This window comes from Micrococcus sp. 63XJN7_6_ISO-PGPR-S23-444, assembly GCF_058072765.1.
The window spans coordinates 1,486,375-1,499,749 of the sequence record NZ_CM176516.1 but is presented as its reverse complement, the minus strand read 5'-3'; the positions used below and the strand labels follow the sequence as shown (position 1 = coordinate 1,499,749).

Below are 13,375 nucleotides of genomic sequence, written 5' to 3'. Positions count from 1 at the left end.
CGGGAGCTGATATTCCGTCAGTTGCATATTTATTCAAGATCCGGGTAGGATCGCCACCGAGCACGCCTCCGACGGCCACGTGCCGCGCTGGGAGACCCCCCCTATATAAAGAGGAGAAAACGTGAAGGAACGCATCATCCTTGCCTACTCGGGCGGCCTGGACACCTCGGTGGCCATCGGCTGGATCGCCGAGGCCACGGGCGCCGAGGTCGTCGCCGTCGCGGTCGACGTGGGCCAGGGGGGCGAGTCCCTCGAGACGATCCGCCAGCGCGCCCTGGACTGCGGCGCCGTCGAGGCCTACGTCGCCGACGCGCGTGACGAGTTCGCCGAGCAGTACTGCATGCCCACGCTCAAGGCCAACGCCCTCTACATGGACGCCTACCCGCTGGTCTCCGCGATCTCGCGCCCGGTGATCTCCCGCCACCTGGTCGCGGCGGCCCGCCAGTTCGGCGCCTCGACGGTGGCGCACGGCTGCACCGGCAAGGGCAACGACCAGGTCCGCTTCGAGGTCTCCATTCAGACCCTCGGGCCCGACCTGAAGTGCATCGCCCCGGTGCGCGACCTCGCCCTGACCCGTGAGAAGGCCATCGAGTACGCCGAGCGCAACGACCTGCCGATCGTCACCACCAAGAAGAACCCGTTCTCGATCGACCAGAACGTGTGGGGCCGCGCCGTCGAGACCGGCTTCCTCGAGGACATCTGGAACGGCCCCACGAAGGACGTCTACGACTACACGGACGACCCCGCCTTCCCGCCGGCGCCGGACGTGGTCACGATCGCCTTCGAGCGCGGCGTCCCCACGGCCCTCGACGGCCGCGCGCTGAGCCCGCTGGAGATCATCGAGGAGCTCAACCGCCGGGCCGGTGCCCAGGGCGTGGGCCGGATCGACATCGTCGAGGACCGCCTCGTGGGCATCAAGTCCCGCGAGATCTACGAGGCACCGGGGGCCATGGCGCTGATCGCGGCCCACCGTGAGCTCGAGAACGTCACCCTGGAGCGTGAACAGGCGCGCTTCAAGAAGCATGTGGACCAGCGGTGGACCGAGCTGGTCTACGACGGCCAGTGGTACTCCCCGCTGAAGCGGAACCTGGACACGTTCATCGACGCGACCCAGGAGCACGTCAACGGTGAGATCCGCCTGGAGCTCCACGGTGGCCGCGCCACGGTGCAGGGTCGCCGGTCCGAGACCGGCCTGTACGACTTCAACCTCGCCACATACGACGAGGGCGACTCGTTCGACCAGTCCTCGGCCCGCGGGTTCATCGACATCTTCGGCCTGTCCGCGAAGACGGCCTCCGAGCGCGAGCAGCGCCTGCGCGGCAGCGACGACCTCCAGGACGTCGCCCGCCTGTCCAACGACTGACCCCGCACGCCCCGTGCACGACGGCGGCCCGCCCGCGACCGGGCCGGCCGCCGTCGGCCTGTCACCGACCTCGAGGAGACCTTCGATGACCGAGAACACCGATGCCCGCCACGGGACCAACGAGGGCGCCCTGTGGGGCGGCCGCTTCGCCGGCGGCCCTTCCGAGGCGCTCGCCGCGCTCAGCAAGTCCACGCACTTCGACTGGCGCCTGGCGCCCTATGACATCGCGGGTTCCCGTGCCCACGCCCGGGTGCTGCACACCGCCGGTCTGCTCAGTGCGGACGACCTGGACGGGATGATCGCGGCCCTCGACCGTCTCGAGGCGGACGTGCGTTCCGGTGCCTACACCCCGGCGGCGTCCGATGAGGACGTGCACGGCTCGCTCGAGCGCGGCCTCATCGAGCGGGCCGGTCCCGAGCTCGGCGGCCGCCTGCGGGCCGGCCGATCCCGCAACGACCAGGTCGCCACCCTCGGCCGGATGTTCCTGCGCGACCACGCCCGCATCATCGCGCGGGGCGTGATCGCCACGGTGGACGCGCTGCTCGATCAGGCGCGGGCGCACCCGCACGCGCCGATGCCGGGCCGCACCCACCTGCAGCACGCGCAGCCCGTCCTGCTCTCGCACCACCTGCTCGCGCACGCCTGGGCGTTCGCGCGGGACCTGCAGCGGCTCGTGGACTGGGACGCGCGCGCGGCCGTCTCGCCGTACGGCTCCGGGGCCCTGGCAGGCTCCTCCCTGGGTCTGGACCCGAACGCCGTGGCCACCGAGCTCGGCTTCGAGTCGGCCGTGTGGAACTCGATCGACGGCACCGCCGCCCGCGACGTGTACGCGGAGTTCGCGTGGGTCGCCGCGATGGTCGGCGTCGACCTGTCCCGCATCTCGGAGGAGGTCATCTTCTGGGCCACCAAGGAGGCGGGCTTCGTGACGCTGCACGACGCGTACTCCACAGGGTCCTCGATCATGCCGCAGAAGAAGAACCCGGACGTCGCCGAGCTGGCCCGCGGCAAGTCCGGCCGCCTCATCGGCGACCTCACGGGGCTGCTGGCCACGCTCAAGGGCATGCCGCTGGCCTACAACCGCGACCTGCAGGAGGACAAGGAGCCCGTCTTCGACGCCGCGGACACCCTCGAGCTGCTGCTGCCCGCCGTCTCCGGGATGATCGCCACCCTCGAGTTCCAGACGGAGCGCATGGCGGAGCTGGCCCCGCAGGGCTTCGCGCTGGCCACCGACGTCGCCGAGTGGCTCGTCCGCCAGGGGGTCCCGTTCCGCGAGGCCCACGAGCTGTCCGGCGAGGCCGTGAAGGCGGCCGAGGCCCGGGGCGTGGAGCTGTGGGACCTCACGGACGAGGAGTACGCCGCCATCTCGCCGGCGCTGACCCCGCAGGTCCGCGAGGTGCTCAGCACGGAGGGCTCGCTCGCCTCTCGCGACGCCCAGGGCGGGACCGCGCCGACGGCCGTCGCGGCGCAGATCGGGGCGCTCGAGGACGCCCTGGCGCCGCTGCGCCGCTGGGCCGACACGCCGGGCTCCGTCGTCGACGCCCGCTGACGCGGTCGCCCGGCCGAGGCGGCGCCGACCGGGCCGGACGCGGCGGCGCCCCCAGGGCACCGCCGCGTCACCCGCCGTTCACCGCGGTCGGCGTAGCATGGGTGGTCACTTTTCCGCCGGGCGGGCCGCAGCGTGGTCCGCCCCTCACCGCACCGCGAGGGCCCCCGATGACCGATACCGTGTCCGTCCGCCAGTCCGAGCTCGACCTCGAGCGGGGTCGGGTCGCCGAGCGGTACGCCCGCCTCGACGCCCTGCGTGAGGAGAAGGAGCGCCAGCTCGCGGCCGTGCGCCGGACCGGCCCGCAGGGGTCGCTGCAGAACCACTCCGAGCGCGACGCCTTCGCCAGCCTCTACGAGGACCGACTCGCCCAGCTCTACGCCGTGGACGACCGCCTCGTCTTCGGCCGGCTCGACCTCGACGCCGAGCGGGAGGGTGGGGCCGACGAGCAGCGGTACATCGGGCGCATCGGCCTCACCACCGAGGACCACGAGCGCCTCCTCGTCGACTGGCGCGCGGCCGAGGCCGGCGCCTTCTACCAGGCGACGGCGGCCCACCGGGGCCGCGTGCGCCGTCGTCGTCACCTGATGCTGCGGGGGCGCGAGGTGCGCGACCTCGAGGACGACATCCTGGACCCGACGCTGCTGGGCGAGGACGGCGTGCGCGCCGATGCCCAGGGTGCGCTGCTGGCCGCCGTCACCGCCCGACGCACGGGACGGATGGGGGACATCGTCGCCACGATCCAGGCGGAGCAGGACGAGGTGATCCGCGCGCCCCTGCCCGGGGCGGTCGTGGTGCAGGGCGGGCCCGGCACGGGGAAGACCGCCGTCGCCCTGCACCGCGCCGCCTACCTGCTGTACACCCACCGGGAGCGCCTCGCGCGCTCGGGCGTGCTGATCGTCGGCCCGTCGACCGCGTTCATGCGGTACATCGAGCGGGTGCTGCCCTCGCTGGGCGAGACCGGTGTCGTGATGTCCTCGCTGGGGACGCTGATGCCGGGTGTGCGGGCCGTCCCGGAGCGGGACCTCGACGCGGCGGCGGTGAAGGGCCGGCTGGACATGGTGGACGCCGTCGCCCACGCGGTCGCGCAGCGCCAGCGCCTGCTCGTCGAGCCGCGGCGCCTGATGATCGACGGCACGGCCGTCAAGCTCAAGCCGGCCATGGTCCGGCGCGCCCGGGACAAGGCGCGGGCCACCCGCAAGCCCCACAACGAGGCCCGGGTGACGTTCGTGAAGATCCTCGTCCGCGAGCTCGCGGAGAAGCTGCGCAAGAAGCTGGAGAAGTCCTCGGGCACCCCGGTGCAGCGTGACCTCCTGCTGGAGGACGTGCGCACCTCGCGCGACGTGCGCATCGCGCTCAACCTCTGCTGGATGCCGCTGACGCCGGAGAAGCTGATCGGCGACCTCCTCACCCGGGAGGACCTGCTCCGGGCGGCCGCCCCGTGGCTCTCCGACGCCGAGGTCGGCACGCTCCTGCGGCCGGCCGACGCCCCCTGGACCGAGGCCGACGTGCCCCTGCTGGACGAGGCGGCCGAGCTGCTCGGACGCCTCGAGACCCCGGGCCGGGGCGGTGAGTTCGCGGCCCAGCACGAGCGCAACCTCGAGAACGCCAGGGCGTCCCTGGAGAACATGCACCAGACGCTCGCGGACCTGGGCGTCGACGGCGTCGTGGACGCCGAGCAGCTGGCCGCGGCCAATGAGGCACGCGGGGTGCGACGGACCACCGCTGAGACCGCGGCCCACGACCGCACCTGGACGTACGGGCACGTGGTGGTGGACGAGGCTCAGGAGCTCTCTCCGATGCAGTGGCGCCTGCTGGCGCGCCGCTGCCCGATGAAGTCGTTCACCATCGTGGGGGACATCGCGCAGTCCTCCCGTCGTGACGCGGCCGGCTCGTGGGCGTCCGTCCTCGCCCCGGAGTTCGGGGACCGCTGGCGCCTGGAAGAGCTGACCGTGAACTACCGCTCGCCCGCGCGCGTGATGCGCTGGGCCGCGCAGGTCGCACGGGCGGCCGGGCTCGAGGTCTCCCATCCGCGCGCCGTGCGCGAGGGCGACCACCGCCCGCGCCTGGTGACGGAGCCGGGCGGGGACGTCGCGGCCCTGGCCCTCGACGCGGTCGAGGTCGAGCGGGACCGCGTGCCCGAGGCCCTGACCGCCGTGATCGCCCCCGCCGGGCGGACGGGGGAGCTGCTCACGGTCCTCCGGGAGCGGTGGGGGGAGGCGGCCGTGGACACCGCGCCGCTGCCCGGCGTCGAGATCGTCGTCGCCACCCCGTGGGAGACCAAGGGACTGGAGTTCGACACCGTCGTCCTCGTCTCGCCCGAGCGGATCGTGGCCGACGCGCGCGGCGTGGTGGGCGATCTGTACGTGGCGATGACCCGCGCCACCCAGTCGTTGTCCGTCGTCGCCGGGACGGACGCGGCCGCGCTGCCGGCCGGGCTGGCGGACGTCCCGGAGTGAGCCCCGCGGGCGACGTCGCACGTGCGCGGCGTCGCGGAGGCGCGCGGGCGCGTCGCTAGGCTGGGGGCTATGGCACCCCAGAACGAGGAGCGCGCGGCCCGACTGCGCGCACAGGCGAACGACCCGAGCTTCGAGAACGTCTGGCAGGAGCTGCGCTGGCGCGGGCTCGTGCACGTCTCGACGGACGAGGCCGCGCTGGAACAGGCGCTGGCCGGGGAGCCCGTCTCGTATTACTGCGGCTTCGACCCGACCGCTCCGTCTCTCCACCTGGGACACCTGGTCCAGCTGCTCACCCTGCGCCGCCTGCAGCTCGCCGGCCACCGCCCGTATGCCCTCGTGGGCGGCGCCACCGGCCTCATCGGCGACCCGCGGCAGACCTCGGAGCGCGTCCTGAACTCGCAGGAGACCGTGGCGGCGTGGGTGGAGTCGCTGCGCGCGCAGATCGAGCCGTACCTCTCCTTCGAGGGGGAGAACGCGGCGACCATGGTCAACAACCTGGACTGGACCGCGGGCATGAGCGCGCTGGACTTCCTGCGGGACGTCGGCAAGAACTTCCGCGTCGGCACGATGGTGAAGAAGGAGATCGTGGCCAAGCGCCTGAACTCTGATGAGGGCATCTCCTACACGGAGTTCTCCTACCAGGTGCTGCAGGGCAACGACTTCCTCGAGCTGCACCGCCGGCACGGCGTGACCCTCCAGACCGGCGGCTCCGACCAGTGGGGCAACCTCACCGCCGGCACCGAGCTGATCCGCAAGGTGGAGGGGACCCACGCCCATGCGCTGGGCACGCCGCTGATCACGAACGCGGACGGCACCAAGTTCGGCAAGTCCGAGGGCAACGCCGTCTGGCTCGACGCGGAGATGTGCTCCCCGTACGCCTTCTACCAGTTCTGGCTCAACACGGCGGACGCGGACGTCGTCGACCGACTCAAGGTCTTCACGTTCCTGACCCGCGCGGAGATCGAGGAGTACGCGCAGAAGGTGGCCGACGAGCCGTTCCGCCGGGAAGCCCAGAGGCGCCTGGCGTGGGAGGTCACGGCGCTGGCCCACGGAGAGGAGACGACGACGAAGGTCATCGAGGCCTCCCAGGCGGTGTTCGGAGGCGGCGACCTCACCACGGTGGACCCGGACACGCTGACCGCCGTGCTGGCCGAGCTGCCGCAGGCCGACCGGACCCAGTGGGAGGGGGAGCCGGGCACCGTGACCGCGGTCGAGCTGCTGGTCTCCACCGGGCTGGTCGCCTCGCGCTCCGAGGCGCGTCGGACGGTGCGCGACGGCGGCGCCTCGGTGAACAACGTGCGGGTGACGGATGCCGACCAGGTGTTCACCCGAGACGACGCCTTCGCCGGCCGGCACCTGCTGGTGCGCCGGGGCAAGAAGAACATGGCGGGTGCGGACCTGGGGGAGGCCTGACCACGGCCGCAGACCACCGGTGTCCACCGGGTCGCCAGAAGTGACCGAGGACACGACGGGCGGCGACGGCGGAGGAACCGCCCACGGGAGGAGCACAGGGCCCCGTTCTCCGCAGGATTCTGCGGAGAACGGGGCCCTCCCTCGTGCCCGGACGCCGGGTGTCACCCCTGATTTTGTGTTCGGTGGGATTCGTGTGTAGAGTTCCATCTCGTGCTCAAGACGCCGACCGGGTGACCGGGAGGCGGGGTGAAGAACACAGAATCCGCGGATTCATGCCGAGAATGGCAGGTCCAGGGCGGGTGGTGCTCACCGGGTGCGCGGCCGGCAGTGATGCGGGTCGGGATTCCTGAAGAAGATGATCTGGTTTGACAGCCGGGAATCATGTGGTAAGCTTTTCAAGGCCTTCCACGTGGATGGTCCGGTGAGTGTCTGACACCGCGTTGAGCGGAGTTGACATGGTCGGATCACGTGGTAAGGTTTTCTAGCCCGGCCATGTGAACGGACGGTGAATGCTTCGGACACGGAGTTGACACGGTCGAAACGGATGGTCTAGGATGGAGAAGTTGCTCCAGAGCGAAACGGCCCGCGGAGCGGGTCGCTGAAGCTGGAAGCGCCTGTTGTTTGAGAACTCAATAGTGTGCCAAGTTTGTTGATGCCAATTGTTTTAACACATATTGGTTGATCATCGCCTGCCACCCCCGTGGTGTGGTGATGGTTTGCTAGGTATTGAATGGATGTCGTGGTGGTTATTTCCGGCTGCCACGGTGTTGTTCTGTAATTTTTTTACGGAGAGTTTGATCCTGGCTCAGGATGAACGCTGGCGGCGTGCTTAACACATGCAAGTCGAACGATGAAGCCCAGCTTGCTGGGTGGATTAGTGGCGAACGGGTGAGTAACACGTGAGTAACCTGCCCTTAACTCTGGGATAAGCCTGGGAAACTGGGTCTAATACCGGATAGGAGCGTCCACCGCATGGTGGGTGTTGGAAAGATTTATCGGTTTTGGATGGACTCGCGGCCTATCAGCTTGTTGGTGAGGTAATGGCTCACCAAGGCGACGACGGGTAGCCGGCCTGAGAGGGTGACCGGCCACACTGGGACTGAGACACGGCCCAGACTCCTACGGGAGGCAGCAGTGGGGAATATTGCACAATGGGCGCAAGCCTGATGCAGCGACGCCGCGTGAGGGATGACGGCCTTCGGGTTGTAAACCTCTTTCAGTAGGGAAGAAGCGAAAGTGACGGTACCTGCAGAAGAAGCACCGGCTAACTACGTGCCAGCAGCCGCGGTAATACGTAGGGTGCGAGCGTTATCCGGAATTATTGGGCGTAAAGAGCTCGTAGGCGGTTTGTCGCGTCTGTCGTGAAAGTCCGGGGCTTAACCCCGGATCTGCGGTGGGTACGGGCAGACTAGAGTGCAGTAGGGGAGACTGGAATTCCTGGTGTAGCGGTGGAATGCGCAGATATCAGGAGGAACACCGATGGCGAAGGCAGGTCTCTGGGCTGTAACTGACGCTGAGGAGCGAAAGCATGGGGAGCGAACAGGATTAGATACCCTGGTAGTCCATGCCGTAAACGTTGGGCACTAGGTGTGGGGACCATTCCACGGTTTCCGCGCCGCAGCTAACGCATTAAGTGCCCCGCCTGGGGAGTACGGCCGCAAGGCTAAAACTCAAAGGAATTGACGGGGGCCCGCACAAGCGGCGGAGCATGCGGATTAATTCGATGCAACGCGAAGAACCTTACCAAGGCTTGACATGTTCTCGATCGCCGTAGAGATACGGTTTCCCCTTTGGGGCGGGTTCACAGGTGGTGCATGGTTGTCGTCAGCTCGTGTCGTGAGATGTTGGGTTAAGTCCCGCAACGAGCGCAACCCTCGTTCCATGTTGCCAGCACGTCGTGGTGGGGACTCATGGGAGACTGCCGGGGTCAACTCGGAGGAAGGTGAGGACGACGTCAAATCATCATGCCCCTTATGTCTTGGGCTTCACGCATGCTACAATGGCCGGTACAATGGGTTGCGATACTGTGAGGTGGAGCTAATCCCAAAAAGCCGGTCTCAGTTCGGATTGGGGTCTGCAACTCGACCCCATGAAGTCGGAGTCGCTAGTAATCGCAGATCAGCAACGCTGCGGTGAATACGTTCCCGGGCCTTGTACACACCGCCCGTCAAGTCACGAAAGTTGGTAACACCCGAAGCCGGTGGCCTAACCCTTGTGGGGGGAGCCGTCGAAGGTGGGACCAGCGATTGGGACTAAGTCGTAACAAGGTAGCCGTACCGGAAGGTGCGGCTGGATCACCTCCTTTCTAAGGAGCATCAGTGCCCGTTGCATCACCGCGTGTGTGATGGCGGGTTGCTCATGGGTGGAACATCAACGAATGGTGCCAGTGGTGGTGCCGGCAGTGCTCGAGTACGTCATGCCTGTGAGGGTGTGGTTGGAATGGGTGGTGTTGGTGGCTGCGGGCTGGTGTTGGCACACTGTTGGGTCCTGGAACAGCAGGTGCCCTGACCTGTGAGGGTTGGGGTTGTTGTTTCTGGTGTCCGTATCTTGTGAAGCTGGCCTTGAGGGTTGGTGGATGGGGTGTGGGTTGTTGTTTGAGAACTGCATAGTGGACGCGAGCATCTTATTTTTTGTTGCTGCATCGTTGATCGCACTGTTCCCCCTGGGGTGGTGTGTGAGGTGTGGTGATGCCGAGAATGACATCTTAGTTAGATATTGCTCATTTGAGGACTTTCATTGTGTGTGAAAGTTTCCAAGGGCGCATGGTGGATGCCTTGGCAACAGGAGCCGAAGAAGGACGTGGGAATCTGCGATAAGCCTGGTGGAGTCGATAACCGGACGTTGAGACCAGGATTTCCGAATGGGGAAACCCCGCACGACGTGTCGTGTGACCCCCGGTTGAACACATAGACCGGGTGGAGGGAACGTGGGGAAGTGAAACATCTCAGTACCCACAGGAAGAGAAAACAAAAGTGATTCCGTTAGTAGTGGCGAGCGAACGCGGATGGGGCTAAACCGTATGTGTGTGATACCCGGCAGGGGTTGCATGTGCGGTGTTGTGGGCCCCTCCTTGTCATGTCTGCCGGCATGGCGCAGTGAGGTGCGGGCATATAGACGAACCAGTGTGGATGCTGGACCGTAGAGGGTGAGAGTCCCGTAGTCGAAATGTGTTCCGCCGCTGTTGGAGGGTTGCCCGAGTAGCACGGGGCCCGAGGAATCCCGTGTGAATCTGCCAGGACCACCTGGTAAGCCTGAATACTACCTGTTGACCGATAGCGGATCAGTACCGTGAGGGAATGGTGAAAAGTACCCCGGGAGGGGAGTGAAATAGTACCTGAAACCATGTGCCTACAAACCGTTGGAGCCTCCTTGTGGGGTGACAGCGTGCCTTTTGAAGAATGAGCCTGCGAGTTAGTGATACGTGGCGAGGTTAACCCGTGTGGGGAAGCCGTAGCGAAAGCGAGTCTGAATAGGGCGATTGAGTCGCGTGTCCTAGACCCGAAGCGGAGTGATCTACCCATGGCCAGGTTGAAGCGCGTGTAAGAGCGCGTGGAGGACCGAACCCACTTCAGTTGAAAATGGAGGGGATGAGCTGTGGGTAGGGGTGAAAGGCCAATCAAACTCCGTGATAGCTGGTTCTCCCCGAAATGCATTTAGGTGCAGCGTCACGTGTTTCTTCCCGGAGGTAGAGCTACTGGATGGACGATGGGCCCTACAAGGTTACTGACTTCAGCCAAACTCCGAATGCCGGGAAGTGAGAGCGTGGCAGTGAGACTGTGGGGGATAAGCTTCATAGTCGAGAGGGAAACAGCCCAGACCACCGGTTAAGGCCCCTAAGCGTTTGCTAAGTGGGAAAGGATGTGGAGTTGCTGAGACAACCAGGAGGTTGGCTTAGAAGCAGCCACCCTTGAAAGAGTGCGTAATAGCTCACTGGTCAAGTGATTCCGCGCCGACAATGTAGCGGGGCTCAAGTACACCGCCGAAACCGTGGCATTCAGTTTTGCTGGATGGGTAGGGGAGCGTCGTTCACGAGGTGAAGCCAGCGGGTAACTTCTGGTGGATTGTGGACGAGTGAGAATGCAGGCATGAGTAGCGAAAGACGGGTGAGAAACCCGTCCGCCGGATGACTAAGGGTTCCAGGGTCAAGCTAATCTGCCCTGGGTAAGTCGGGACCTAAGGCGAGGCCGACAGGCGTAGTCGATGGACAACGGGTTGATATTCCCGTACCAGTGAAGAACCGCCCATGCTGAGCCGGTGATACTAACCGCCCGAACCATCCCGAACCCCGTCTTTGACGGGGTCGGTGGTGGGGAGCGCGGGACCTGAACCGGGGAGGCAAGCGCATTAACAGGTGTGACGCAGGAAGGTAGCCGGGCCGGGCAATGGAAATGACCTGGTCTAAGGGTGTAGGGCTGCCGGTAGGTAAATCCGCCGGCTGTATGCCTGAGACCTGATGGGCGCCCACTTGGTGGGTGATCCGGTGATCCTATGCTGCCTAGAAAAGCATCGGCGTGAGGTTCAAACTGCCCGTACCCTAAACCGACACAGGTGGTCAGGTAGAGAATACTAAGGCGATCGAGAGAATCATGGTTAAGGAACTCGGCAAAATGCCCCCGTAACTTCGGGAGAAGGGGGGCCCCAACCTTGAGCACCACGTGCTGGTGTGAGGGGATCGGGGCCGCAGAGACCAGGGGGAAGCGACTGTTTATCAAAAACACAGGTCCATGCGAAGTCGTAAGACGATGTATATGGACTGACTCCTGCCCGGTGCTGGAAGGTTAAGGGGACCTGTTAGCTTCGGCGAAGCGGAGAACTTAAGCCCCAGTAAACGGCGGTGGTAACTATAACCATCCTAAGGTAGCGAAATTCCTTGTCGGGTAAGTTCCGACCTGCACGAATGGAGTAACGACTTCCCCGCTGTCTCAACTATGAACTCGGCGAAATTGCATTACGAGTAAAGATGCTCGTTACGCGCAGAAGGACGGAAAGACCCCGTGACCTTTACTATAGTTTGGTATTGGTATTCGGTGTGACTTGTGTAGGATAGGTGGGAGACTGTGAAGCGGGCACGCCAGTGTTCGTGGAGTCGCCGTTGAAATACCACTCTGGTCACTCTGGATATCTAACTTCGGCCCGTGATCCGGGTCAGGGACAGTGCCTGATGGGTAGTTTAACTGGGGCGGTTGCCTCCTAAAATGTAACGGAGGCGCCCAAAGGTTCCCTCAGCCTGGTTGGCAATCAGGTGTCGAGTGCAAGTGCACAAGGGAGCTTGACTGTGAGAGTGGCAGCTCGAGCAGGGACGAAAGTCGGGACTAGTGATCCGGCGGCTCGTTGTGGAACGGCCGTCGCTCAACGGATAAAAGGTACCTCGGGGATAACAGGCTGATCTTGCCCAAGAGTCCATATCGACGGCATGGTTTGGCACCTCGATGTCGGCTCGTCGCATCCTGGGGCTGGAGTAGGTCCCAAGGGTTGGGCTGTTCGCCCATTAAAGCGGTACGCGAGCTGGGTTCAGAACGTCGTGAGACAGTTCGGTCCCTATCCTCTGCGCGCGTTGGAAATTTGAGAAGGTCTGTCCTTAGTACGAGAGGACCGGGACGGACGAACCTCTGGTATGTCAGTTGTACCGCCAGGTGCATGGCTGATTAGCTACGTTCGGGATGGATAACCGCTGAAAGCATCTAAGCGGGAAGCCGGCTTCGAGATGAGATTTCCTTGCCCCTTTGAGGGTGTGAGGCCCCCAGCTAGAACACTGGGTTGATAGGCTGGATGTGGAAGCGAGGACTGAAGACTCGTGAAGCTGACCAGTACTAATAGGCCGATGACTTACACACACTCTTATCCCATTGCTTGCTTCAAGGTGATGGGTGGGTGTTCGCGTCCACTGTGCGGTTGTCTGATTGCAACCGGCTGTCTGCTTGTTGGTGGGTGGTTGAGGTGTTTTGAGTTGAATAGTGTCACTGTTGTGTGACCCGTAGGTTTCCCTGCTGTTGCCCGTGTTGAGGGTGGTGGTGTGGGGTTAGGGTTACGGCGGTCATAGCGTGGGGGAAACGCCCGGTTCCATTCCGAACCCGGAAGCTAAGGCCCACAGCGCCGATGGTACTGCAGCCGGGAGGTTGTGGGAGAGTAGGTCGCCGCCGGACATTCTTTGAGGGAGGGCCTCGCACTGTTGGTGCGAGGCCCTTCCCGCATTTCTGGACTGTTTTCCCCGCAAGGACGGTCTGCCACAGGCTCCGGGCACTAGCCTGGTCCCCTGAGGACCCGGCCGCGAGGCCGGCACATGAGGAACAGAGACCGCGTTCCCGCGGACCGTCGCGGCGTGACGCCCAGGAAGGACACCATGGCTGAGGACACCCCCCGAGAGCGCCGCGAGGACCGCGGATCCGAGGGCCGCGGGCCCCGTGGTGGCGGTGATGGCCGGCGTCGTGGTGGAGACCGCGACGGACGTCCTCGCAGCGGTGCCGGTGACCGGCGCCGCTCCGGCGGGCCTCACGAGGACCGGCGGCGCGGCCCGGGCCAGGGGGGCGGACGCCCCGAGCGCCGCGGTGCGCCGACGGGCCCTCGTCGCGAGGACCGCGCCGAACGACCCGCGCACAA

At 65.4% G+C, this 13,375-nt stretch carries 4 protein-coding genes and 3 rRNA genes; all 7 read left to right on the top strand.

All coding sequences use genetic code 11. The annotated features are described in order from the left end of the window. The first annotated feature begins 121 nt into the window (after nt 1-121). The 7 genes from AC3RJ9_RS06820 (at nt 122) to rrf (ending at nt 12,921) form a co-directional block, all read left to right on the top strand. On the top strand, nt 122-1,363 hold the full coding sequence (locus AC3RJ9_RS06820) for an argininosuccinate synthase (RefSeq protein WP_060775414.1): 1,242 nt from the start codon (nt 122-124) through the stop codon (nt 1,361-1,363). A gap of 85 nt (nt 1,364-1,448) precedes the next feature. Further along, the gene (argH, locus tag AC3RJ9_RS06815; RefSeq protein WP_123244377.1) at nt 1,449-2,909 is read left to right on the top strand and encodes an argininosuccinate lyase; all 1,461 of its coding nucleotides are present in this window, start codon (nt 1,449-1,451) and stop codon (nt 2,907-2,909) included. Between the two features lie 167 nt (nt 2,910-3,076). After that, a complete protein-coding gene (locus tag AC3RJ9_RS06810) occupies nt 3,077-5,365 on the top strand; it encodes a HelD family protein (RefSeq protein WP_041104703.1) in 2,289 nt (762 codons plus the stop codon). A gap of 69 nt (nt 5,366-5,434) precedes the next feature. Further along, on the top strand, nt 5,435-6,778 hold the full coding sequence (gene tyrS, locus AC3RJ9_RS06805; RefSeq protein WP_070708495.1) for a tyrosine--tRNA ligase: 1,344 nt from the start codon (nt 5,435-5,437) through the stop codon (nt 6,776-6,778). 782 nt (nt 6,779-7,560) lie between these two features. Beyond that, a 16S ribosomal RNA gene (locus AC3RJ9_RS06800) occupies nt 7,561-9,083 on the top strand. A gap of 437 nt (nt 9,084-9,520) precedes the next feature. Continuing rightward, nucleotides 9,521-12,612 (top strand): 23S ribosomal RNA (locus tag AC3RJ9_RS06795). A 192-nt stretch (nt 12,613-12,804) separates the two neighbouring features. Beyond that, nucleotides 12,805-12,921: ribosomal RNA gene (rrf, locus tag AC3RJ9_RS06790) — 5S ribosomal RNA — on the top strand. The 16S, 23S and 5S rRNA genes sit together here, the layout of an rRNA operon. Nucleotides 12,922-13,375: the final 454 nt, after the last annotated feature.